The organism is Micromonospora lacuserhaii (assembly GCF_036902735.1).
GTDB lineage: Bacteria > Actinomycetota > Actinomycetes > Mycobacteriales > Micromonosporaceae > Micromonospora.
In genome coordinates this window covers 1-21,666 of the sequence record NZ_JBAKHO010000047.1, presented here as the reverse complement: position 1 = coordinate 21,666, position 21,666 = coordinate 1, and the positions used below count along the sequence as shown (strand labels likewise).

24 protein-coding genes and 5 pseudogenes are annotated in these 21,666 nt (G+C 72.2%); 18 read left to right on the top strand and 11 right to left on the bottom strand.

Going from position 1 to position 21,666, the window contains the following annotated elements:
• The first annotated feature begins 16 nt into the window (after positions 1–16).
• Positions 17–361, top strand: coding sequence for a hypothetical protein (locus tag V6U81_RS23295; protein ID WP_334492103.1), 345 nt, complete (start codon positions 17–19; stop codon positions 359–361).
• Positions 362–415: 54 nt separating this feature from the next.
• Here V6U81_RS23295 and V6U81_RS23290 read toward each other — a convergent pair whose 3' ends face one another.
• Positions 416–1,516, bottom strand: a complete 1,101-nt coding sequence (locus tag V6U81_RS23290; RefSeq protein WP_334492101.1) for a septum formation family protein — start codon at positions 1,514–1,516, stop codon at positions 416–418.
• A 111-nt stretch (positions 1,517–1,627) separates the two neighbouring features.
• Here V6U81_RS23290 and V6U81_RS23285 point away from each other — a divergent pair, with 111 nt between their 5' ends.
• Together V6U81_RS23285 and V6U81_RS23280 are read left to right on the top strand one after the other, a co-directional pair.
• Positions 1,628–1,990 carry a PH domain-containing protein gene (locus tag V6U81_RS23285; protein ID WP_334492099.1) on the top strand — a complete coding sequence of 121 codons (363 nt, stop codon included), beginning with the start codon at positions 1,628–1,630 and terminating at the stop codon, positions 1,988–1,990.
• Positions 1,991–2,045: 55 nt separating this feature from the next.
• Positions 2,046–2,696 carry a class I SAM-dependent methyltransferase gene (locus V6U81_RS23280; RefSeq protein ID WP_334492097.1) on the top strand — a complete coding sequence of 217 codons (651 nt, stop codon included), beginning with the start codon at positions 2,046–2,048 and terminating at the stop codon, positions 2,694–2,696.
• 14 nt (positions 2,697–2,710) lie between these two features.
• Here the strand turns inward: V6U81_RS23280 and V6U81_RS23275 are convergent, their stop codons facing one another.
• The gene (locus V6U81_RS23275) at positions 2,711–2,962 is read right to left on the bottom strand and encodes a hypothetical protein (RefSeq protein WP_334492095.1); all 252 of its coding nucleotides are present in this window, start codon (positions 2,960–2,962) and stop codon (positions 2,711–2,713) included.
• Positions 2,959–3,252, bottom strand: a complete 294-nt coding sequence (locus V6U81_RS23270) for a DivIVA domain-containing protein (protein WP_334492093.1) — start codon at positions 3,250–3,252, stop codon at positions 2,959–2,961. The genes V6U81_RS23275 and V6U81_RS23270 overlap by 4 nt, the downstream gene beginning before the upstream one ends.
• A gap of 239 nt (positions 3,253–3,491) precedes the next feature.
• On the opposite strand from V6U81_RS23270, the gene V6U81_RS23265 reads away from it, so the two are divergent.
• Positions 3,492–3,905 carry a GntR family transcriptional regulator gene (locus V6U81_RS23265; RefSeq protein ID WP_334492091.1) on the top strand — a complete coding sequence of 138 codons (414 nt, stop codon included), beginning with the start codon at positions 3,492–3,494 and terminating at the stop codon, positions 3,903–3,905.
• A gap of 96 nt (positions 3,906–4,001) precedes the next feature.
• A complete protein-coding gene (locus tag V6U81_RS23260) occupies positions 4,002–4,361 on the top strand; it encodes a hypothetical protein (protein WP_334492089.1) in 360 nt (119 codons plus the stop codon).
• A 66-nt stretch (positions 4,362–4,427) separates the two neighbouring features.
• On the opposite strand, the gene V6U81_RS23255 is transcribed toward V6U81_RS23260, so the two are convergent.
• A complete protein-coding gene (locus V6U81_RS23255) occupies positions 4,428–4,898 on the bottom strand; it encodes a GNAT family N-acetyltransferase (protein WP_334492087.1) in 471 nt (156 codons plus the stop codon).
• Positions 4,899–5,014: 116 nt separating this feature from the next.
• Here V6U81_RS23255 and V6U81_RS23250 point away from each other — a divergent pair, with 116 nt between their 5' ends.
• Positions 5,015–5,752, top strand: coding sequence for a class I SAM-dependent DNA methyltransferase (locus tag V6U81_RS23250; protein WP_334492085.1), 738 nt, complete (start codon positions 5,015–5,017; stop codon positions 5,750–5,752).
• A 6-nt stretch (positions 5,753–5,758) separates the two neighbouring features.
• Here the strand turns inward: V6U81_RS23250 and V6U81_RS23245 are convergent, their stop codons facing one another.
• On the bottom strand, positions 5,759–6,283 hold the full coding sequence (locus V6U81_RS23245) for a GNAT family N-acetyltransferase (RefSeq protein ID WP_334492083.1): 525 nt from the start codon (positions 6,281–6,283) through the stop codon (positions 5,759–5,761).
• A gap of 286 nt (positions 6,284–6,569) precedes the next feature.
• Between V6U81_RS23245 and V6U81_RS23240 the strand changes: the two genes are divergently transcribed.
• A complete protein-coding gene (locus tag V6U81_RS23240; RefSeq protein ID WP_334492081.1) occupies positions 6,570–7,040 on the top strand; it encodes a DUF1877 family protein in 471 nt (156 codons plus the stop codon).
• 104 nt (positions 7,041–7,144) lie between these two features.
• Positions 7,145–7,516 carry an OsmC family protein gene (locus V6U81_RS23235; protein ID WP_334492079.1) on the top strand — a complete coding sequence of 124 codons (372 nt, stop codon included), beginning with the start codon at positions 7,145–7,147 and terminating at the stop codon, positions 7,514–7,516.
• Between the two features lie 115 nt (positions 7,517–7,631).
• On the opposite strand, the gene V6U81_RS23230 is transcribed toward V6U81_RS23235, so the two are convergent.
• Entirely contained in the window at positions 7,632–7,781 is a 150-nt protein-coding gene (locus tag V6U81_RS23230) for a hypothetical protein (protein ID WP_334492077.1), read from the bottom strand.
• A 90-nt stretch (positions 7,782–7,871) separates the two neighbouring features.
• Between V6U81_RS23230 and V6U81_RS23225 the strand changes: the two genes are divergently transcribed.
• Together V6U81_RS23225 and gap are read left to right on the top strand one after the other, a co-directional pair.
• A complete protein-coding gene (locus tag V6U81_RS23225) occupies positions 7,872–8,432 on the top strand; it encodes a GNAT family N-acetyltransferase (RefSeq protein WP_334492075.1) in 561 nt (186 codons plus the stop codon).
• Positions 8,433–8,879: 447 nt separating this feature from the next.
• Complete coding sequence (gene gap, locus V6U81_RS23220; protein WP_334492073.1) at positions 8,880–9,890, top strand: type I glyceraldehyde-3-phosphate dehydrogenase; 1,011 nt, start codon at positions 8,880–8,882, stop codon at positions 9,888–9,890.
• Between the two features lie 269 nt (positions 9,891–10,159).
• Here the strand turns inward: gap and V6U81_RS23215 are convergent, their stop codons facing one another.
• Positions 10,160–10,855 carry a hypothetical protein gene (locus V6U81_RS23215; protein WP_334492069.1) on the bottom strand — a complete coding sequence of 232 codons (696 nt, stop codon included), beginning with the start codon at positions 10,853–10,855 and terminating at the stop codon, positions 10,160–10,162.
• A 74-nt stretch (positions 10,856–10,929) separates the two neighbouring features.
• Here V6U81_RS23215 and V6U81_RS23210 point away from each other — a divergent pair.
• Positions 10,930–11,043, top strand: a pseudogene (locus tag V6U81_RS23210) (tyrosine-type recombinase/integrase); the annotation flags it as partial.
• A 162-nt stretch (positions 11,044–11,205) separates the two neighbouring features.
• Here V6U81_RS23210 and ychF read toward each other — a convergent pair.
• The 3 genes from ychF to V6U81_RS23195 form a co-directional block, all read right to left on the bottom strand.
• Positions 11,206–12,291 (bottom strand): redox-regulated ATPase YchF, encoded by a 1,086-nt coding sequence (gene ychF / locus V6U81_RS23205; protein WP_334492068.1) that lies wholly within the window; start codon positions 12,289–12,291, stop codon positions 11,206–11,208.
• An 82-nt stretch (positions 12,292–12,373) separates the two neighbouring features.
• Entirely contained in the window at positions 12,374–13,120 is a 747-nt protein-coding gene (locus V6U81_RS23200; RefSeq protein WP_334492066.1) for a Type 1 glutamine amidotransferase-like domain-containing protein, read from the bottom strand.
• A gap of 69 nt (positions 13,121–13,189) precedes the next feature.
• Positions 13,190–13,690, bottom strand: a complete 501-nt coding sequence (locus V6U81_RS23195; RefSeq protein WP_334492065.1) for a MarR family winged helix-turn-helix transcriptional regulator — start codon at positions 13,688–13,690, stop codon at positions 13,190–13,192.
• Between the two features lie 92 nt (positions 13,691–13,782).
• On the opposite strand from V6U81_RS23195, the pseudogene V6U81_RS23190 reads away from it, so the two are divergent.
• A pseudogene (locus V6U81_RS23190) lies at positions 13,783–14,601 on the top strand (EamA family transporter); the annotation flags it as partial.
• A 167-nt stretch (positions 14,602–14,768) separates the two neighbouring features.
• On the opposite strand, the gene V6U81_RS23185 reads toward V6U81_RS23190, so the two are convergent.
• Complete coding sequence (locus V6U81_RS23185) at positions 14,769–15,245, bottom strand: hypothetical protein (RefSeq protein ID WP_334492064.1); 477 nt, start codon at positions 15,243–15,245, stop codon at positions 14,769–14,771.
• 270 nt (positions 15,246–15,515) lie between these two features.
• On the opposite strand from V6U81_RS23185, the pseudogene V6U81_RS23180 reads away from it, so the two are divergent.
• The 6 genes and pseudogenes from V6U81_RS23180 to V6U81_RS23160 all read left to right on the top strand — a co-directional run.
• Positions 15,516–16,536, top strand: a pseudogene (locus V6U81_RS23180) (bifunctional transcriptional activator/DNA repair enzyme AdaA); the annotation flags it as partial.
• Between the two features lie 89 nt (positions 16,537–16,625).
• A pseudogene (locus V6U81_RS29230) lies at positions 16,626–17,006 on the top strand (DNA-3-methyladenine glycosylase family protein); the annotation flags it as partial.
• Positions 17,003–17,512, top strand: a complete 510-nt coding sequence (locus V6U81_RS23175) for a methylated-DNA--[protein]-cysteine S-methyltransferase (protein WP_334492061.1) — start codon at positions 17,003–17,005, stop codon at positions 17,510–17,512. The pseudogene V6U81_RS29230 and the gene V6U81_RS23175, both read left to right, overlap by 4 nt.
• Positions 17,513–17,549: 37 nt before the next feature.
• Positions 17,550–19,349 carry an ABC transporter ATP-binding protein gene (locus V6U81_RS23170; RefSeq protein ID WP_334492059.1) on the top strand — a complete coding sequence of 600 codons (1,800 nt, stop codon included), beginning with the start codon at positions 17,550–17,552 and terminating at the stop codon, positions 19,347–19,349.
• A gap of 8 nt (positions 19,350–19,357) precedes the next feature.
• A complete protein-coding gene (locus tag V6U81_RS23165) occupies positions 19,358–21,244 on the top strand; it encodes an ABC transporter ATP-binding protein (protein ID WP_420884066.1) in 1,887 nt (628 codons plus the stop codon).
• Positions 21,245–21,484: 240 nt separating this feature from the next.
• Positions 21,485–21,666 (top strand): annotated as a pseudogene (locus V6U81_RS23160) (hypothetical protein); the annotation flags it as partial.

Here is a 21,666-nt window from a genome sequence, read left to right as displayed (position 1 = left end):
CTTTTTGGAGCTGAAGATGACCGCGTCGACCAGCAACGCCACCAGCCACGTGACCGACCACGTCGACCACGTGGGCCACGACCACGTGGGCCACGACGTCCGGCCGGTGCACCACCACGGCGACGAGACCAAGCCCTCGTGGAAGACCACCGAGCTGGCCGTCTACCTGCTCTCCGTCATCGGCGTGCTGATCGCCTCGAACGCCGTCGGTGACGGCGCGGCCAACAACGGCGGCGACTACTTCGCGGCCGACAAGGCTTGGTGGTTCATCACCCTGCTGACCATCGGTTACCTGATCAGCCGCGGCCTGGCCAAGGCCGGCAGCCGCAGCCGGGACAACGACCCGCGCACCAGCCGCTGACCCGCAGCACCACCGAGCCCCGCCGCCCGCCCCGGGTGGCGGGGCTCCGCCGTGTCACCGGACCGGTTCACCCTGCGCGGTGGGCAGGCCGAGGGCCTGGCGTACGGCCAGCTCGGTCCGTGCCTCCGGGTGCCGTTCGATCTGTGCCACCAACTTCAGCAGGGCGGCCCGGTCGGTCGCCCGGTCGGCGTCCCGCCAGGACGGCTCGGCCTGCTCCATCTCCGCGAGCAGCCCGTCGATCGCCGGCCGCGCCGACGCCGGCCAGGTCTCGCCGCGCAACCGGAACCACATCCGGGTGTGCGCCTCCTCCGTCCGCTTCAACGCGTCCCGCAGCGCCTCCGGCGTGGCCGTCTGAGCCTGGCCGACGAGGTCCGCCCGCGCCTCGGTGTAGTCCCGCACGGCGGTCAGGTAGGCGAGCTGCTCGGGGCGGAGGACCGTGGCGTCCGCCCGCAGCGGTCGGGTCAGCGGGGTGGCCCCACCGGTCAGGTAGCAGGTGATCCGGGGATCCGTCCGCCACCCGATCCGGCTCGGGACGTACCAACGCAGCCGGACGTCGGTGGGGAGGGCCAGCGGGTCGAGGACGTACCCGCGCTGCCGCTGGGCGCACCGCGTCTCCGCCCGCCGGGAGAGCGCGGCGCTGCCCGGGTACCGCTCGTCCGGGTAGCGCTCGTAGGCCGGGAAGTCGTCCACCAGCTCCCCGTCGTGCGGCCCGGCGCAGGGCACCTCGGTGACCCGCTCCGGCGCGGTCTGCGTACCCGGAGGGGCCGAGGGGGTGCGGAAGCATTCACCCACCCGCAGCCCCCGGAGACCCCCCTCCGGGTCGGGCCGGGGCGCCACGACGGTCAGGACCAGCACCGCGGCGAGCACCCACACTCCGAAGAGGACCAGGCCGGCTACGACGAGGCCCCGGCCGCGCCCCCCGGTCCGCCGGATCCGGACCAGCGCGACGACACCGACGAGGGGCGCCAGCACGCCACCGAGCAGGCCGAGCAGGAACGTGGCGACCGCGAGCCGGCTCATCCGGCCGCGCGGCGACCCGGACCCCGCCCACGGCTCCCACCCGTCCGAGGCGACCTCCATCACACCCGGCGGAGGCGGCGGTACGTCCCGCCGCGCCCGCTCGGTCGGCTGCGAATCGGCCCGGTCCCTGGTCACGCCGCGTTCCTCCCCCGTTGCCCACTTTTCGACGGGCAACGGGAGACTAGTCCACCCGAGCGACCGCTGGGGCACCGTCCGGACTGGCGGGCGCTTCCTACCGTGAGGCGCATGGCCAATGCGACGTACGACCGCAAGGAGCAGTTCCAGCAGATCCAGACCGGACTGCTCGACGGCGAGCAGATCATCGCCGTCTACGACGCCGTGGGCACCGGCACCGGCTTCATCGGCCTCACCGACCGCCGGGTGATCATTCAGGACCGGTCCTTCGTCGGCAAGCGGCACGCCATCACCAGCATCCCGTACGCGAGAATCACCAGCGTGAGTGTGGTCAGCAACAAGTCGTCGGGCGGGTCGTTCTTCTCCACCGGCGCGATCGCCATTCACGTCGGGACACACACCTACGAGGTGGAGTTCCGGGGCGCGCAGAAGAGCCACCACGTGCACAACGTGATCCTCCACCACATCTCCTGAGCCGTCCGCCGGCCCCGGCACCCGCGGCCGGCCCGGCGGTGGCAGGCTGGGCGCCATGTCCGCGGCGGGAGAACGCGACCGGGTCAGACGCAGCTACGACACGGTCGCCGGCGAGTACCGGGACCGGATCGGCGACGAGCTGGACCACAAGCCGCTGGACCGGGCGCTGCTCGCCGCGCTGTTCGAGCAGGTCGCGCCGGGTGCGCCCGTCGTCGACCTGGGGTGCGGGCCGGGACACGTCGCCGCCTGGTTGTCCGACCGAGGGGCACAGGTGGTCGGAATCGACCTCTCCCCCGCGATGGTGGCGGCGGGGCGGCGGGCGTACCCAGGGCTGAAGTTCCGGGAGGGCGACCTGCTGGCGCTGCCGGCGGCGGACGGCGAGTTCGGGGCGGCGGTGGCGCTCTACTCGGTCATCCACCTGCGGGGCGACGAGTTGCCGGCGGCGTTCGCCGAGATGCGCCGGGTGCTGCGGCCAGGTGGCCCGCTGCTGGTCGCGTTCCACCTGGGCGCGGAGGTGCGCACCCTGACCGAGTGGTGGGGGCACCCGGTCGACGTGGACTTCCACTTCCACTCCATCGACGTCGTCGAGGCGGCGTTGCGGGCGGCGGGCCTGCCGGTGGAGGCGAAGCTGGAACGGGCCCCCTACCCGACGGAGGCGGAGACCCGACGCGGGTACCTGCTCGCCCGCCGGCCCGCCGCCGGCTGAGCGACGCCCCCGGGTCACCGGCGGGCACACGGGCCGTCGTGGTCGGCCCGGAGCAGGCAGCGCCGGCCGCCGGGCATCCGAAGGTCGCAGAAGACCCGATGGCGTACGCTTTGCTCGTCCTCGGCCGACACGGTGGTCTCCCCGGCGTCGGTGGCGGCCAGGAGGCTCGCCCAGCGGGCCACCACCCGGGCGAGCCGGGTCGCGCCGGCGAGGTCGGTGGCGAGGACCGGCAGGTGGACGACGTACCGCTCCCGGTCCGCCCTCACCGCCGGGCCGCCTGCTCGGACTGCCAGCGCCGCAACGCGTCCTTGATCCGCGCCGTCTCCGTCCGGCTCTCGCGCAGCGCCCGGTAGGCGACGTCGAGGTCGCCGGCCACCCGGTCGAGGAACGCCTGCACCTCCGCCGGGTCCAAGCCGCGCCGGGCCTGCCGGAACCGGCGCTCCCGCACCTGCCAGGGCAACAACGGGAGGTACGCCGAGGAGCGGTAGTTGGCTCCGGCCGGGCCAGTCCGGGCTGGTCGCTGGTTGCCGCCCGACCGACGGAAGAAGGCACGCACGCCACGCTCCACCTCTCTGCGTACGGATTGGAAGGGGTGGCCACGCCCGCCCGCCGCGTGCGGGCCGACCACCCCGCCCTGCCACCGCAGCTCCGATCAGCGGTACGGCAGCAGGGCAGCTCGGGCCGGCCGACGCAGATCAGCGTTTCCGCCCGCGCACCGACCGTGACTGCAACTATACGTGCAGGGGCTCAGGGGCACAACCAGTCAGGGGTCACGGGGAAACAAGGCTGCACGCCATGACCATCGATCCGCGCTCGCACACCCCGGTCTATGTGCAGCTCGCCGACATTCTTCGGCAGCAGATCGAGTCAGGAGAGCTCCCACCGGGCTCAGCCCTCCCCAGCGAGGCGCGAATGACCCAGGAGCACGGCGTCGGACGGGAGGCGGTCCGAATGTCGATCTCGCTCCTGCGCTCTGAGGGGCTCGTGAACACGGTGCGCGGACACGGCAGCCATGTCCGGCAGACGCCGCAGCGGCGGCAGGTGGAACTGGGGCCGGGCGCGTCGGTCGTCGCCCGGATGCCGAGCGGCAGGGAGCGCCGGGAGATGCAGCTCGATGAGGGCGTACCGGTGCTGGAGGTCCGCGACGCGAAGGGCGACGTCGAGGTCCTGCCCGGCGACGAGGTGGAGCTGACCCGCCCGCAGCGGTGAGCATGTCGATCGTGGAGAGTTGTTGCTGTCCGGGCGACGACAACTCTCCACAAACGCCGAACCTCAGATCTCCCGAGGCCGGCGCTAGCCTGAGGCGTGATCGAAGCCGGCAGCCGGAAGCGGAACCAGCCCGCGCCACCGCACGTGCTCTTCGAGGCGCTCACCCAGCCGAACCGCGATCCGGCCCGCCCCTGGCTGCTGCTCCTGGACGACGAGCAACACCCGCGGACGGTCCGCGCGGAGCAGCCGCACCTCGTCGTCTGGTCGTCCCTCTGGCCGAAGCGGCCGGACGCGCTCGTCCGGTTCGACCTGCCCTCCGACGGCACCTACGGCACCGACCTGCGCTGGACTCTCTTCGTCGCGGAGCCGATGCCCGACGCCTCGCTCCTCGGCCACCTGCGCAAGCGCCTCAACCAACTGATCAACGGCAACCTGCGCCGCACCTTCGGCCAGTAGCCACCGCGCGGGCTTGCGGGTGCATCTGTTGCCGCCCCGGCGACAAGAACTGCACCCGAACCCCGGCTACAGCCGCTTGGTCATCTGGATGGTGGTGACCTCGAAGCCCAGCTCCTCGTAGAGGGCGCGGGCCCCGTGGTTGAAGCCGAAGACGTTCAGCCCGATGGAACGCACGCCCCGCTCCCGGCACAGCTCCACGGCGGCCTGCGCGATCGCCCGGCCGTAGCCCTTGCGGCGCAGTTCCTCGCGCACCTCGAAGTCGTAGCCGAAAGCGTGCGGGCCCTCGGACTTCTGCTCGATCTGGAGCCAGAGCATGCCGACCTCGTCGTCGCCGTCGTACGCCGTCCACAGTTCCTGACCCGGCGTGGCCAGGCCATCGGGGAGCAGCCGCTCGTAGTCCTTGCGCGCCTTGGCCTCGGCCTCCGGCAGCGGCATCGCGCCCGAGTCGGCGATGTTCCGTGCGTACTCCGCCTCGGCCCGCTCCCGGTACCGGAGGTACTGCTGGTCGGTCATCGGCTCGAGCCTCAGGGTCACCACGCCGGTACGGTATTCCACACCACCGCACCGCGTCGCCTGAGATACCGGCGCGCGAGGTGGGGCACCGAGCGGTAGATCGGGGGTGCCGGCGGGGAATGCCACGGTACGGTCCGGCGATGCGGGACACGGACGGATACTTCGGCGCGGACGTGGCGGCCACCTACGACGATTCGACGTCGGAGATGTTCGACCCCGACGTCGTGGCGGTGGCGGTCGACGTGCTGGCGGAACTGGCCGGCGAGGGTCGCGCCCTCGAACTGGGCATTGGCACCGGGCGCATCGCGCTGCCGCTCGCCGCCCGAGGCGTACCGGTGCACGGCATCGAACTGTCGCGGGCGATGGTCGATCGACTCCGGGCCAAGCCGGGCGGCGACACGGTCGGCGTGACGATCGGCGACTTCGCCACCACGAGGGTCGACGGGACGTACTCGCTGGCGTACCTGGTCTACAACACGATCATGAACCTGACCAGCCAGGAAGCCCAGGTGGCCTGCTTCCGCAACGTCGCCGACCACCTGGCGCCCGGTGGCCGGTTCGTGATCGAGGTGCTGGTCCCCGAGCTGCGCCGACTCCCGTACGGCCAAACCGTGCTGCCCTACCAGGTCAGCCCGACCGGCTGGGCGTACGACGTCTACGACGTGGCCACCCAGAACACCACCTCGAACTACGTCCGGGTCGCCGACGGCCGCGGGTCGTACCGGTCGATCCCCTTCCGGTACGTGTGGCCGTCGGAGCTCGACCTGATGGCTCAGCTGGCCGGGCTGCGCCTGCGCGACCGGTGGGACGGGTGGTCCCGGCAGCCGTTCCACCACGACAGCCGGCAGCACGTCTCGGTCTGGGAGAAGCCCGCCTGACGCCCGTCAGGCAATCTCGATCCAGTAACGCCGGACGGGGCCGCATCTGGTGTCCCCGATGCCCTCGAAGACGCCGCCGCACCGCTCGATCGTCTTCACCGAGGCGGCATTGCCGACCGCGCAGACGATCAGCACCCGATCCAGGCCGAGCCTCCGCGCCTCGTCGAGCATCAGGCCCAACGCCCAGGTGGCCAGCCCGCGTCGGCGCTCGGACGGCCGGATGCCGTAACCGATGTGGCCGGCCCACCGCACGTAGTCGCTGCTACCGTGCCGCAGCGCGATCCCACCGAGTACCCGATCGTTCTCGACGATCCATCGGTACGTGCAACGGTGCTTGCCGGCATCGTTCGGCTTCGCCGGGTCCGACTGGTCTGCCAGCCGCGCCACCCAGGCCGCGAAACCGGCCGGCGAGTCCACCTCGTCGGACGGGCCCAGCCCGAAACCATCCTCGTGCGGCCCGGGACCCCACTCCGCGTGCGCCTCGAGCCAGGCGGCATGCAGGCGGACGGTGGGGGCGATCAGCTCGGGCATCCGAGGACGATAACGCGTACCGACACCCACGGCGTCCCCGTCGAGGCGAGCCGCAACCGCACCGACGTTCTCCGATTCATTCGCGGCCCTGGCGTACCTACAGCGGTAACAGCGTCTGACGCCTGCTCGCACAGCGTCTCGTCTGCCTTGGCTGGTCGCCGCGCAATCCGTCACCAAGACCATCACTAGATTCAGAGCCCGCGAACCAGATCCCCCGCGAGGGGCAGCGGACCGCGCAGTCGCTCCGCTCGCCCGTCCCCGTGGCCAAGGCAAGGAGTAGCAACCGATGAGCTTCCACATGCACCTGCGCGCCACGACCTCCCACGAGGTCCCAGAGGACTTCTCGTCGCTGCGTGACTTCATGTGGGGTGCCTGGGAGGCGCACCAGGAGGAGTACGCGGCTGGCATCGCCGATTCCATCTGCAAGGATTTCGGCCGCGTCGAGGAGCTTTACACCAAGGGCGTGGACCAGGGCGACGCTACGAGTGCCGCCAGCAGTCTGCCGATCTTCGGTGGTCGTCACGTACACAGCCCGACAAAGGACCAACCGCCGTTCGTCATCCTCAACCCGGCCGAGGTGCGGGGTGCAGCCGACTTCCTCCGGACCGTTTCGTTCGACGAACGCTGGCAGATCGCGGGGAACGGGTGGGAGGACGAGGACCAGGACACCTTCCTCGGCTACCACACCGACCTGCGCACCTTCTACGGGCGGGCAGCGTTAGCGGGCCATGCCGTGATCAAAGCTTTCTGGTATTAGGCGCGCCCGGCGTCGGTATCTGGTGGGGATGCTGGTGACGGACAACAATGAGCCGGTCTGGTGAGGCAAGCGGACAGGGGCAACCGGTGGGGCAATTTGCAGTCGTGGTCGGCGCCGGCTCGTTCAGATCGGACGATGATGGTGCGATCCGGTTCCCACACCGGTGGACCCCTGAGGGCGTCACGGTCGAGGCGGACTTCACCGGGGCCCACCTGTTGCACCTCGCTGCGGCTGGATGCGTCCTGAACGACATATACCGGGAGGCAGGCGAACTCGGCATCCGCATCGACGGGGTACGTGTATCGGCTGAGGGAGGTTTCGACACGCAGACGTGGGTATCGAGCGGCATCACCTACCAGGTCGAGCTGAGCTCACCCGCGTCCGTCGAGGAACTTGCCGTGCTGCTGGATCGTGTCGACGATGTCGCCGAGATCCCGCGGGCGATTCGAGCCGGGACCACGGTACGGAGAAGCTGACTCGCCCCCTTGTCCGCGAAGCTCACACCGGTCGCGCCCCACCGATCTGGTCGTCGGTGCAATGTTGGTGTTCGGCGGCTTGCTCCTCCGCATCGAGTCGGCGTGCCGCCGGGGGTCACGACCAGGGCGGCTCACCCAGCAGCTCCCGGCAAGCCGTCATCAGCTTCTGCTGAGCGTCGGCGATCCGGGCCTCGGCCTGGGTCATGTCCGCCTTGCCATGGCTGCTCATGTCCAGGTCGGCGGACTCCTTCGCGACCTTTGCCAACTCCAGGCCAGCGGCGCTGGGGCCCGGGCCGGTGGGTGGATCGGTCCGCGAGTCTTGATCGCTGCCGAGTCTGCTGATTGGCTGGCCGACATGATTGAGCTCGGACCCGTCGCCTGGCCGCCTGAGCCGATCCGGACCGAGAGGCTCGTCCTCCGTGAGTCCGAGGCCCGGGACCGTTCGACGTTCATCGAATTGCTGGCGTCGCCAGAGGTGCACACCTACCTCGGCGGCCCCCGGCTGCGTGACGAGCTTGAGCGCGAGATGCCCGGGGTGCCCGAGCGATGGCCCGGGAGTTTCGTCGTTGATCTCGACGGGGCGATGATCGGCCAGATCCTGCTCAGGAGAGCAACGGGGCACCGTCGCCCGGCTGCCGCGGGGAAGGCCGATCTCGGCTACCTGTTCCTGCCGCGGGCGTGGGGATTCGGGTACGCCGCCGAGGCGTGCGCGGCGGCACTCGACTGGTTCGACGGCGTACTTCCCGGCGAGCCGGTGGTGCTCACCACCCAAACCGCCAACGTCGGCTCGATGCACCTCGCGGCAAAGCTGGGGTTCACCGAGGTAGAGCGGTTCCATGCCTGGGACGCCGAGCAGTGGCTCGGCCTGCGGTCCCCGGTCACGCCGTCTGCTTGGGCTCGTGCTCGACAGCACTAAAGAGCTGGCCTGGCAGGGTTCATCGCCTGCTGCGGTCGAAGGCCGAAGAAGCAATATTGAATGTCGCGCTGAGCAGTGGTCAATCACCATTAAAGGACTCAAGGATGCTTCAACTCCGAAAGCTCCTTGAGGTCGGGGTTCCCGGATTCATCCCTGACACTAATTCCCTAGTCTCCATGAGGCAGAACGAGGAGAGCTTTTGCCGAATGGCGGCACTTCCTCGGGAATCCTGCCGGCCGACGCGGTACGGGCGGTTGCTGTGCTTTGCTGCTGTATCGCCGTCTGGTCGTAGTGCTCGACCTCCCAGGCCGTGGCAGACGAGCCAACCGGAGGCTGTCAATTGGCGATGCCCGGGCGACGTGTTCACGGGACTCCGTTTGCGCGAGACGTCTGGTAGCGTCCCGTTCTGGTGTGCGATTCAGCCCTTTGGTCAACCTTGGAGGCAGTGTGCCAGTGCGTGTCGCGATCAATGGTTTCGGCCGAATCGGCCGTATGTTCTTTCGGGCCGTGCTTCGTAGTGATGCAGATATCGACGTCGTTGCCGCCAATGACCTCGGGTCGCGCGAGGAGATGGCGCACCTGCTGGCGTTCGACTCTGTCGCTGGCCGCTTGGACCAGTCGGTGTCCATTACCGCTGATGGACTTCGGGTCGGAGATCGCGAACTCAGGATCCTGAGTGAACGTGAGCCTGGCAAGCTGCCCTGGGCCGACCTCGGCGTCGACGTGGTGATCGAGTCCACGCGCTTCTTCACTGACCGTGAGAAGGCTGCCGCTCACCTCGACGCTGGGGCGAAGGTCGTCGTTGTCTCTGCGCCGTCCAAAGGTGCCGACGCCACATTCGTGGTGGGCGTCAACGACAGCGACTTCGACCCGCAGGCGCATCGCGTTGTCTCTAACGCTTCGTGTACCACGAACTGCTTCGTGCCGATGGTCAAGGTGCTCGATGATGCGTTCGGGGTCGATCGTGGGCTCATGACGACCGTTCATGCCTATACCAGCGAGCAGTCCCTTGTGGATGGGCCTCATAAGGATCTACGTCGGGCTCGCGCCGCTGCCGTCAACATCGTCCCCACGTCGACCGGAGCCGCGCGTGCCACGAGTCTTGTCATGACGGCGATGGCCGGCCGCCTTGACGGAACCTCGCTTCGGGTTCCGGTTCCGGACGGTTCGATCACCGACCTGACCGCACTCGTCTCACACGATGTAACTGTCGCGGACGTGAACGAGGCGTTCAGGGCCGCGGCGGAGTCCGGGCCGTTGAGCACGGTATTGAACTATTCCGAAGGCCCCGTTGTGTCCACCGACATCGTCGGATCCGAGGCCTCGTGCACGTTCGATGCGCCGCTCACTCTGGTAAGCGGAAATCTGGTAAAGGTGTTCGGCTGGTACGACAACGAATGGGGATACTCGAACCGGCTGGCCGACCTCTGCGCAGTTATCGGCGCCAAGCTCCCATAGCGCTGCGTCATGTGAAGCGAGCCTGCGTCGGCGTCTTCGAGTCATACCGCCGCCTGTGCTCTGCAAGGCCGGGCCGGTCTGGATTCCCTGTGGGCAGGTGGTGGGATGACGGGGCATCCTGCTGTCTGCCCGTCCGGCGAGGACAGGTGCCGAACGGTCTCCTTCCGCAAGCCTCGGTGCTACCTGTTGTTCAGGCGGCCCGGGGCCTCCTGCTGTCTGCCTTCGCGCTGCCGGCGGGGCTGGCTCATGGCGAAGCCGAGGGCGGGGAGTCACGTGTCTGCACTGAGCCAACGCCGCCAACTGGTGCGGGTAACCCGTTGCTCGCAGTGCTCGGCCGCGTCTAGGACGAATTGCGCCCGGAGCCGGACCAACGGGTCGTCGGCGGAAACCAGCATCTCGACCCTGTTGAGGAACAACGGCTCGTCGAGGTGGCGGACCAGGCAGGCGTACATCCAGTCCTTGCACCGATACGGTCGTTCCAGTGCTGAGAGGACCAGCTCAGCGATCTGAGGCCGGATCTCTTCCGGAAGACCGCGGCGATCCAGCCGGCGGAGCAGTACCGCCTTGGTTGTCCACGGGGACCACCCCCACGAGCCGGGCGCTCTCCACTCGTCGGGATAGTCCGCCTCCCATCGCAGGTAGAGCACCGCGAACGGTGCCCACAGCGCTTGTGCAACGCCATCGTCGGGTGCAGAGCGTAGGAAGGCATCAACAGGGGCGCGAAGTGTCTGTTCCTCGTGCCAGCGCCGCTCCGCGTGAACCTGGTCCAGCGCGGCGACGAGCTGAGGCTGGGTCCGCGTCGCCGGGTCGGCCACGGCCCACAGGGCATTCCACCGTCGTAACGCACCCCGGGCCGCTGCTAGTAATGCCTGATGGCGGGCAAGCGCCTGTCGGCGCACAACGTGATCAGCCGCAACCAGGTCGAACAGCCAGGAATAGTCGCCCACCGGCTCCGCAAACACCACCGCAGCCTGCCACCTCAGGCGGAGCGCCCATCCGCCAGGTCTAGCGCCCGTACCGGCACGACTACTACGGCTCGCTGATCTTCTCGGCGGCCGTCGAGCGGGCCGGACTGCCGACGAGCACCACCAGCCATGACCTGCGGCACCACTACGCCTCGGTCCTGCTGATGTGGGGCGAGTCGGTCATCGTGGTCGCCGAGCGGCTGGGGCACGAGAACGCGACGCTGGTCCTGTCGACCTACGGCCACCTGATGCCGGACTCGGAGGAACGCACCCGCCGCGCCGTCGATGACGCATGGGGTTGTGCCCCAGGGCAACAGCCCAACCGCCTGACCTGCGAGAAGAGGCCGGTTTCAGACGTTGAAGCGAAACTCCACCACGTCGCCGTCCTGCATGACGTACTCCTTGCCCTCGATCCGGACCTTGCCGGCGGCCTTCGCCGCCGCCATCGATCCGGCCGCGACCAGGTCGTTGTAGGAGACCACCTCGGCCTTGATGAAGCCGCGCTGGAAGTCGCTGTGGATGACGCCCGCGGCCTCCGGCGCGGTCGCGCCGACCGGCACGGTCCAGGCGCGCGCCTCCTTGGGGCCTGCCGTCAGGTACGTCTGGAGCCCGAGCGTGCGGAAGCCGACCCGGACGAGCTGGTTGAGGCCGGGCTCGTTCTGCCCGATCGACTCCAGCAGCTCACGGGCCTCCTCCTCGGGAAGGTCCACCAGCTCCGACTCGATCTTGGCGTCCATGAAGACCGCCTCGGCGGGGGCGACCAGCGCCCGCAGCTCGTCGAGGAACTCGGCGTTGGCCAGCTCGGCCTCGTCGACGTTGAAGACGTAGAGGAAGGGCTTGGTGGTGAGCAGGTGCAGCTCGCGCAGGTGCTCCAGCTCGACCTTCGCGGCGGCGGCCCCGGCGTACAGCGTGGTGCCGCCGTCGAGCACGTCGACCGCCCGCTTCGCTGCCTCGACCGCGGCGGCCCGGTCCTTGCGGAGCTTGGCCTCCTTCTCCAGCCGCGGCAGCGCCTTCTCCAGGGTCTGGAGGTCGGCGAGAATCAGCTCGGTGTTGATCGTCTCGATGTCGTCGGCCGGGGAGACCTTGCCGTCGACGTGCACCACGTTCGGGTCGGAGAAGGCGCGCACGACCTGGCAGATCGCCGAGGCGTCGCGGATGTTCGCCAGGAACGCGTTGCCCCGGCCCTGCCCCTTGGAGGCGCCCCGGACCAGCCCGGCGATGTCGACGAACGACACCGGCGCGGGCAGCACCTTCTGCGAGGAGAAGATCTCGGCGAGCTTGCCCAGCCGCTCGTCCGGCAGCCCGACGACCCCGACGTTGGGCTCGATGGTGGCGAACGGGTAGTTCGCCGCGAGCACGTCGTTCTTGGTCAGCGCGTTGAACAGGGTGCTCTTGCCGACGTTGGGCAGGCCGACGATGCCGATGGTAAGACTCACGACCGGCCAGCTTACGCGCCCGGCCACCGGCACCGGGCAGGCAGGCCCGCCGGGTACCGCAGAATAGGAGCCGGGGGGCCGTTCAGGCCTTGACCGGGGGCAGCAGCCGAGGCTGGATGCGGGTCTCCGTGACGCCCCCGGCGCCGTCCGGCCGGACCTCGTACGCGTAGACGCCGTCGGTGTCGGAGACCGCCTCGGCCAGCCGGGTGCCCCGGTAGACCAGCCCCACCCCGTCGTCGGTGCAGTGGCTCACCGGCAGGGTCCCGTCCCCCACCAGCCGGTGCAGCAGCGGGCGGCGCTCCGCCTCGCTGTCGTAGTGCACCCCGTTGCCGTACGGCAGCCAGCCCAGGCCGTCGGTGAAGACCCGCAGCTTCGGGCCGAAGCTGTCGGTGGTGCCGCCGACGTGCCAGCAGATCGAGCCGGCGGAGACCCCGCCGAGCACCACGCCGGCCTCCCAGCACTCGCGCAGGATCTCCGGCAGGCCGTGCACCCGCCACACCGCGCAGAGGTTGGCCACGCTGCCCCCGCCGACCCAGATGATGTCCTGGGCGAGCAGGTGCGCGCGGACGTCCTCGACGTTCGGCATCGGGAAGAGCGTCAGGTGCGACGGGCGGAACCGGGTGCCCGCGAACGCGCCGTAGAACACGGTGAACGAGGTGGGCTGGTCCCCGACCGCCTGGTTGAGGTAGCAGATCCGCGGCGCGTCACCGGCCTGCGCCAGCTCGGCCGCCAGCTCGAACACCGGGCCGACGTCCGCGTCCCAGGGGCCGCGGCCGCGGCGGGAGAAACCCATGCTGGTGGCGACGATGGTGGGTTCGCTGGCGGGCACGGGACGTCCTTCCCTCGGTGACGGTGGCGTCCCCATCCTGCGTCATCGCCGCGCCGGGCGCCGCCCCGCTCAGGGCTCGGAGCCGGCGGCGGCGAGCAGCTCGCGCAGGAGGTCACCAAGGCGCGCCTGGTCCGCCGGGGACAGGGCGTCGAGGGTACGGCGTTGCACCTCCAGACCCGCCTCGGCGGCCTCCTCGACCACCCGGCGGCCCGCCTCGGTCAGGGTCACCCGCAACCCACGCCGGTCGGCGGGATCGGGGGTACGCCGGACCAGCCCCTGCCGCTCCAGCCGGTCCAGTCGCCCGGTCATCCCGCCGGAGGTGAGCATCAGGGCGGCGGTCAGCGCCTTCGGTGCGAGCGCGTACGGCTCGCCGCTGCGCCGCAGCGCGGCCAGCACGTCGAACTCGCCGCGGCCGAGGCCCCAGTTCGCGTACACCTGCTCCTGGGCGTCGCCGACGATCCGGGCCAGCCGGTAGATGCGGCCGAAGACGGCCATCGGCTCGGGGCGCATCCCGGCCCGCTCCCGCCGCCACTGCTCGACGATCACGTCCACGTCGTCCCGCTCGGTCACTCCCGGATTGTGCCCCACGTCGCCCTTCCCCTTTCCCTCGCCGGCAATTAGCTTAGCGCTAAGCTACTTAGCATCGAGCGAAAGGGCATCCGATGAGCAGCCGCGGCACCGACGTCGTCACGACCGCCCTCGCCCCCGCCACCTGGGGCACCACCTACCTGGTCACCTCCGAGCTGCTGCCGCCCGACCGGCCGCTCTGGTCCGGGGCCCTCCGAGCCCTCCCCGCCGGCCTGCTCCTGCTCGCCCTCACCCGGCGACGGCCGCACGGCGCCTGGTGGTGGCGCGCCACGCTGCTCGGCGCCCTGAACATCGGCGCGTTCTTCCCGCTGCTCTTCCTCGCGGCGTACCGCCTGCCCGGCGGCACCGCCGCCGTGCTGGGCGCCGCCCAGCCACTGCTGGTGGCCGGCCTTTCCGTGCTGGCACTCGGCCAGCGCCCGCACCGCGCCGCACTGCTGGCCGCGCTCGCCGCACCGCTCGGCGTGGGCCTGGTCGTGCTCCGCCCCGACGCCGGGGTCGACCCGCTCGGCGTGGCCGCCGGCCTCACCGCGACCGCCGCGATGGCCACCGGCCTGGTGCTCACCCGCCGCTGGGGTCGCCCGCCCGGAGTCGGCACCCTCGCCGCCACCGGCTGGCAGCTCACCGCCGGCGGCCTGCTGGTCACGCCGGTCGCGCTCGTCGCGGAGGGTGCGCCGCCGGCACCGGACGCCCCGGCCCTGCTCGGGTACGCCTGGCTCGGGCTGGTCGGCACCGCGCTGGCGTACGCGCTCTGGTTCCGGGGCGCGGGCCGGCTCCCGCTGACCCAGGTCTCCGTGCTGGGCGCGCTGAGCCCGCTGACCGCCGCCGCGCTCGGCTGGCTCGTGGTGGACCAGGCGTTGACCCCGGTGCAGCTCGCCGGCTTCTTGCTCGCGGTGACGGCGATGGTGGTCGGCCAACTCCCGCCGCGTCCCGCCCCGGCCAGCCTGGCCTCACCCGGGGCGGCTCAGCCGGCAAGCCTGGTCGCGCCCGACGCGGCTCAGCCGGCCAGGCTGGTCGCACCCGACGCGGTTCGGTCGGCCAGCCTCGTCGCGCCCGGCGCGGCTCAGCCGGCGAGGCGCCAGCCCGCGCCGGGCTGCCCGAGCTCGGGCAGCGTGCCGGAGGGCAGCTCGGCCGCGGCGGCGAGCGGCAGGGTGAACCGCTGCGCGGCGCCGGACCCGGCCAGCTCCGACTCGGCGAGCATCCAGCGCACCTCGTCGACCGTCCAGCCGAGCCCGGCCCGCCCGGCGACCTCGCGTACCAGCCGCAGGCCGACCCGGGTGTCGTCGTCGTAGTGGCGCATGCACCAGTGGTGCGCCCACATGCCGAGTGCCCGCAGGCCGGCTGCGTCCAGGGACGCGACCAGCCGCCCGCAGGCGGTCTCGGCGAACGGCCGGGCCGGGTCGTCGGCGCGGTCCCGCTCGATCGCGCCGAAAGCCGACGAGGCCACCACCCGCATCCGGTCGTAGAGGCCCTGCTCCACCGCCCGGTCGAGTCGCGCCCGCCCCGACCGGGGGGATCCACGCCCGGCCACGCTCGCCATAGCCCGCACCCTTCTGGAGTTGGTGGCGGGACGCTACCGACCACTACCGACACTTTCTCCGGCCGGATCCGTTGCGGCGCAACGGACAAGCGGGCTGACCTGCGACGTCCGCGCCGGTGACGACCGGAACGGGCAGGCCGGGCGGGCGCGGACCGGCCGAGGTCGACCGGCGGTCACCGGCCGCCGTCGACGGGCCGGCGGAAAAGCCCGACACGGCCAGGTCCGATTCCCGCGAGCCACCGGCCCTGAGCTGCGGGCATCATCGGTGGCGTGGAGTTGGACTTCGAGCGGTGCTACCGCGCAGTGGACAGCCGGGACCAGCGGTTCGACGGCTGGTTCTACACCGGCGTCACGTCGACCGGGATCTACTGCCGGCCGTCCTGCCCGGCGATGACGCCGAAGCGGCAGAACGTCCGGTTCTTCCCGTCCGCCGCCGCCGCGCAGGGCGCCGGGTTGCGGGCCTGCCGGCGCTGCCGGCCGGACGCCGCGCCGGGCTCGCCGCACTGGGACGTCCGCGCCGACGTGGTGGGGCGGGCGGTCCGGCTGATCGCCGACGGGGTGGTCGACCGGGACGGCGTCCCGGGGCTGGCCACCCGGCTGGGCTACACCGAGCGGCACCTGCACCGGATGCTCCGGGCCGAACTGGGTGCCGGCCCGCTGGCGCTGGCGCGGGCGCAACGCGCGCAGACCGCCCGGACGCTGATCGAGACGACCGGGCTGGGCATGGCCGAGATCGCGTTCGCGGCCGGCTTCGGCAGCGTCCGACAGTTCAACGACACGGTCCGCGAGGTGTACGGGATCGCCCCGAGCGGACTGCGTGCCACCCGACGGCCCCCGGCGACCGGCGGGGCGGGGACGATCACGCTGCGGCTGGCGTACCGGCCGCCGCTGCACGCCGCCGCGCTGCTGGACTTCCTCGCCCACCGGGCGCTGCCCGGCGTGGAGGAGGTGCACGACGGGACGTACCGCCGGGGGTTGCGGCTGCCGCACGGCGCCGGTGAGGCGGCGCTGACCCCGGCGGACGGCCACGTCTCGGCGACGCTGCGGCTGGCCGACATGCGCGACCTGGCGCCGGCGGTGGCGCGCTGCCGCCGCCTGCTCGACCTGGACGCCGACCCCCAGGCCGTCGACCAGACCCTGGCGGCCGACCCCGCACTGGCCGGAGCGGTCGCCGCGGAGCCTGGCGTCCGCCTCCCCCGCGCCGTCGACGGCTTCGAGATGGCCCTCCGCGCGATCATCGGCCAGCAGGTCTCGGTCCGTTCCGCCCGCACCACCCTCACCCGCCTTCTCCAGTCCACCACCCCCGTTGATCATGAGGTTGACGGCGATGTGGATCTCCAAGAGTGCCGCCAACCTCATGATCAACGAGGAGAGGGGCAGGGGTTGCGGGGGTTTCCCAGTGCGGGGGAGGTGGTGGGGTTGCCGGATTCGGCGTTTCCGATGCCGGGGGCGCGGCGGGAGACGGTTCGGGCGGTGGCGCGGGCGGTGGCCGCCGGGGAGCTGGACCTGGAGCCCGGTGGGGATCGGGAGGAGACCGTGCGGCGGTTGCGGGCGCTGCCCGGGATCGGGGCGTGGACGGCCGGCTATGTGGCCATGCGCGCCCTCGGCGACCCCGACGTCCTGCTCCCCACCGACCTCGCCGTACGCCGGGGTGCCACCGCCCTCGGCCTGCCCGACGACCCCAAGACCCTCGACGCGTACGCCGACCGCTGGCGCCCCTGGCGGTCGTACGCGGTGATCCGACTCTGGAGAGCGGCATGACCATCGACAGCACCGTCATCGACACCCCCGCCGGCCCGCTGAGCGTCCTGGCCGGCCCGGACGGCGCGGTCCGCGCCGCCGGTTTCACCCCGGACCCGGCCACATTGCTCCCGCTGGTGCACCCGAGCCTGCGCGGGGAGATCCGGCACCGCGCCGACCTCGGCCCGGTCACCGCCGCGGTCACCGCCTACCTCGACGGCGACCTCACCGCGATCGACGCGGTGCCGGTCACCCAGCACACCGGCGGCGCGTTCATGGGCCACGCCTGGCGGGTGCTGCGCGACGTCAAGCCCGGCGAGCCGGTGACGTACACCGGGTTCGCCGCGCTGGCCGGGCGGCCCGCCGCAGTCCGGGCGGCGGCGGCCGCCTGCGCCCGCAACGGCGCGGCCCTCTTCGTCCCCTGCCACCGGGTGCTGCGCACCGACGGCACGCTCGGCGGCTACCGGTGGGGGCTGGACGTGAAGAGGTGGCTACTGGGTCATGAACGGCCGTTGACGGCAAACTGACAGCGGCACGACTCCTATTTGACGCTACCGTCGGGTAGTGCCTGCGCAGCGCGACGACCCCGACACGCGGGGCCACGCCAGCGCGCGCCCGCTGGAGAACCTCTGGCGGCTGCGCCGCTACCTGCGCCCGTACGCGGCGGAGTTCTGCTGGCTGCTGCTCCTCGGGCTGGCGGCCACCGCGGCGAGCCTGGCGGTGCCACTGGTCGTGCAGCGGGTCGTCGACGGGCCGGTCGCCCGGCACGACGTCGGCGGCCTGCTCCGGCTCGGCGGGCTGGCCCTGCTGCTCGGGCTCGCCGAGGGCGTGCTGATCTTCATCCGGCGGTGGGCCCAGTCCTCCTCCTCCGTCGGCATGGAGGCGGCCATCCGCGCCGACATCTACGCCCACCTGCAACGCCTGCCGGCCAGCTTCCACGACCGGTGGCAGTCCGGCCAGCTCCTCTCCCGCGCCGTCACCGACCTCTCGGTGATCCGCCGCTTCCTCTCCTTCGGGCTGTTCTTCCTGGTGCTCAACCTGGTCACCTACGGCGCCGTGGTGGTGCTGCTGATCCGGCTGCACCCACCGCTGGGGCTGCTGGTGGCGGCGAGCGCGGTCCCGCTGTTCCTGATCAGCCGCCGGTTCGCCCGGCACTACCACGCGGCGTCGCGGCGAATGCAGGACCAGCAGGGCGACGTGGCCACGCTGGTCGAGGAGACCGCGCAGGGGCTGCGCACCATGAAGGCGTACGGGCGGGGCCCGGAGCTGGCCGAGCGGTTCGCCGGGCGGGCCCGCGCGCTGCACGACACCGGGATCGGCAAGGCCCGGTTGCTGGCCCGCACCTCGGCCCTGTTCGACCTGGTGCCCAACCTGACCCTCGGCGCGGTGCTGGTCTGCGGGGCGGCGCTGGTCGCCCGGGCCACCCTCACCATCGGCGAGCTGGTCGCCTTCGTCAGCCTCCAGCTCATGCTGACCTGGCCGGTGCAGTCGCTCGGCTGGATCATCGCCAACGGGCAGGAGGCGGCGACCGCCGCCGACCGGATCCAGGAGGTCCTGGACACTCCACCGTCGATCGTGGACGCTCCGCACGCCGTCCCGCTGGCCCGGGAGGCGGTCCGCGGGCGGCTGCGCTTCGAGGACGTCTCGTTCCGCTACCCGACCAGCCCGGAACCGGTGCTGCGGGAGATCGCGCTGACCGTCGAGCCGGGCGAGACGCTGGCCCTGGTCGGCGCCACCGGCGCCGGCAAGAGCACCCTGCTCTCCCTGGTGCCCCGGCTGCACGACGTCACCGGCGGGCGGATCACCCTGGACGGGCACGACATCCGGGACCTGCGGCTGGCCTCGCTGCGCCGGCTGGTCGGGGTGGCCTTCGAGGAACCGACGCTCTTCTCCATGTCGGTCTGGGAGAACCTCACCCTGGGCCGGCCGGACGCCGACGAGGACGAGGTACGGGCCGCGCTGGCGCTGGCCCAGGCCGACTTCGCGTACGACCTGCCGTGGGGGTTGGCCACCCGGGTCGGCGAACAGGGGCTCTCCCTCTCCGGCGGGCAGCGGCAGCGCCTCGCGCTGGCCCGGGCGGTGCTGGGCCGGCCCGCGCTGCTGGTGCTCGACGATCCGCTCTCCGCCCTCGACGTGCACACCGAGGCGCTGGTCGAGGCGGCGCTGAAGCGGGTGCTGCGGGACAGCACCGCGCTGCTGGTGGTGCACCGGCCGTCGACGGTCGCGCTCGCCGACCGGGTGGCGCTGCTGGACGGGGGCCGGATCACCGCCGTCGGCCGGCACTCCGAACTGCTCGCCACCGTGCCCGCGTACCGGGAGTTGCTCTCCGCCGAGCCGTCCGACCACGGCCTGGTGCGCTCGTGAGCCCGCGCGTGCCGCGCCCCCGCGTGCCCGACGGGGGCGGGCCGGGCGACGGCCCGGAGGACCTGTCCCGGTGGCGCGGGGTGGCCACCGACCCGGACGCCGACCGCAGCCGCGCCGAGGACACCTCGCCGGAGGCGGTGGCCCGGCTGCGCGGCCGGAGCCGGGACCTGCTGCGCCAACTGCTCCGCCCACACCGGCGCGGGCTCGCGCTGGCGGTCGCCCTGCTGCTCGCCCAGAACGCCGCCGCGATGTCCGGGCCGTACCTGGTCATGCTCGGCATCGACCGGGGGATCGCGCCGCTGCGGGCCGGCGACCCGGCGCCGCTGGCCGCCGTGGCCGCCGCCTTCACCGTCGCCGCCGGCACCGAGTACGCGGCCCGCCGCGGCTTCCTCACCCGCTCCGCGCGGATCGGCCAGGCCGTGCTGCTGGAGCTGCGCCGGCGGGTGTACGGCCACTTCCTGACCCTGTCGGTCGGCTTCCACGAGCGCTACACCTCCGGCCGGGTGGTCTCCCGGCTCACCAGCGACCTCGACTCGATCGCCGAGCTGGTCGACGGCGGCATCGACAGCCTGGTGCTCGCCGCGCTGTCGGTGCTCTCGGTCGCCGGCATCCTGCTCTGGCTCGACCTGCCCCTGGCCGCGGTGACGCTGCTGGCGTTCCCGTTCCTGTACTGGCTGTCCCGCTGGTTCACCCACGCCTCGGCCGACGCGTACCGGCGCAGCCGGGAGGCGGTGGCGCTGGTCATCGTCCACTTCGTCGAGTCGCTGCGGGGCATCCGCGCCGTGCAGGCGTACCGGCGGGAGCCGCGCAACCAGCAGATCTTCGCGGCCGTCAACGACGAGCACCGGCGGGCCAACGTCCGGGCGTTCCGGCTGATCGCGACGTTCTCCCCCGGCATCAAGGTGATCGGCAACGTCACCGTCGCGGTGGTGCTCGGGTACGGCGGCTGGCGGGTGGTCGGCGGCGGCATGGAGGTGGGTGTGCTCGCCGCCTTCCTGCTCTACCTGCGCCGATTCTTCGAGCCGATGCAGGAGCTCAGCCAGTTCTACAACTCGCTCCAGTCGGCGACCGCAGCGCTGGAGAAGCTGGCCGGGGTGCTCGACGAGCGGCCGGGGGTGCCCGAGCCGGCCTGCCCGGCGCCGCTGCCGGCCGGCCCGGGGCGGGGGGCGGTGACGTTCCGGGCGGTCACCTTCTCCTACCGGCCGCAGACGCCGATCCTCGCCGCGCTGGACCTGGTCGTACCGGCCGGGCAGACGGTGGCGCTGCTCGGTCCGACCGGCGCGGGCAAGTCGACCGTGGCGAAGCTGCTGGCCCGCTTCCACGACCCGGACGCCGGCGTGGTCGAGCTGGACGGGGTGGACCTGCGCGACCTCGCCGACGCCGAACTGCGCCGGGCGGTGGTGCTGGTGACCCAGGAGAACCACCTGTTCAGCGGCACCGTGGCGGAGAACGTCCGGTTCGGCCGGCCGGACGCCGACGACGCGGCGGTGGAGGCGGCCGCCCGGGCGATCGGCGCGCACGACTTCATCGCCGCCCTCCCCGACGGGTACGCCACCGAGGTGCACCGGCGTGGCGGCCGGCTCTCCGCCGGACAGCGGCAGCTGGTGGCGTTCGCCCGGGCGTTCCTGGCCGACCCCCGGGTGCTGATCCTGGACGAGGCGACCTCGTCGCTGGACGTGCCGACCGAGCGCCTGGTGCAGCGGGCGCTGGCCACCGTGCTGCGGGACCGCACCGCGCTGGTGATCGCGCACCGGCTCTCCACCGTCGAGACGGCCGACCGGGTGCTCGTCCTCGACGGTGGCCGGATCGTGGAGGACGGCCCGCCGGCCCGGCTCGCCGGGTCCGGCGGCCGGTACGCCGCCCTGCACCGGCAGTGGCGCGACTCCCTGGTCTAGCCGGTCACCGCACGGGCGCTCACCGGGTGCGACACCGGTCCGGCGGCGAACCCGTCGGCGATCGTCCGGCGGAGCGGCCGCCGGGGCGGGGCGCTGACCCGTCGCCAGGGGACCGACGCGCGGCGCCGATCCCGCTAGACTGCCGCTCGTCGATCGGCTCCGGCCGGCGGCCGGTGTCGACCGGCCGGCGGGGGCGGTGCGCCGGTCGGGCACAGCCGGACAACAGGGGGAGGTTGCGGCGTGCGGATTCGACGGCGGGTCGTCATCGCGGCGGCACTGGTGGTCACCACGGCGGGCGCGGCCACAGTCGCACTGACCAGGCAGGACGCCGCCGAGCCGGCGCCCGCCGCGGCACCGGCCGCGGTCGGCTGGTCGGCCGGCGAGGCGCCCGCCCCGGCGGACGCGCCGCCGAGCGCGCAGGC

Excerpts from the sequence above, each read along its gene's own strand:
- V6U81_RS23225 (WP_334492075.1), top strand. The coding sequence starts at position 7,872 with ATGATTGAGCTCGGACCCGTCGCCTGGCCGCCTGAGCCGATCCGGACC.
- V6U81_RS23245 (WP_334492083.1), bottom strand. The coding sequence starts at position 6,283 with ATGCCCGAGCTGATCGCCCCCACCGTCCGCCTGCATGCCGCCTGGCTC.
- V6U81_RS23240 (WP_334492081.1), top strand. The coding sequence starts at position 6,570 with ATGAGCTTCCACATGCACCTGCGCGCCACGACCTCCCACGAGGTCCCA.
- V6U81_RS23250 (WP_334492085.1), top strand. The coding sequence starts at position 5,015 with ATGCGGGACACGGACGGATACTTCGGCGCGGACGTGGCGGCCACCTAC.
- V6U81_RS23175 (WP_334492061.1), top strand. The coding sequence starts at position 17,003 with ATGACCATCGACAGCACCGTCATCGACACCCCCGCCGGCCCGCTGAGC.
- V6U81_RS23265 (WP_334492091.1), top strand. The coding sequence starts at position 3,492 with ATGACCATCGATCCGCGCTCGCACACCCCGGTCTATGTGCAGCTCGCC.
- V6U81_RS23280 (WP_334492097.1), top strand. The coding sequence starts at position 2,046 with ATGTCCGCGGCGGGAGAACGCGACCGGGTCAGACGCAGCTACGACACG.
- V6U81_RS23185 (WP_334492064.1), bottom strand. The coding sequence starts at position 15,245 with ATGGCGAGCGTGGCCGGGCGTGGATCCCCCCGGTCGGGGCGGGCGCGA.
- V6U81_RS23285 (WP_334492099.1), top strand. The coding sequence starts at position 1,628 with ATGGCCAATGCGACGTACGACCGCAAGGAGCAGTTCCAGCAGATCCAG.
- V6U81_RS23295 (WP_334492103.1), top strand. The coding sequence starts at position 17 with ATGACCGCGTCGACCAGCAACGCCACCAGCCACGTGACCGACCACGTC.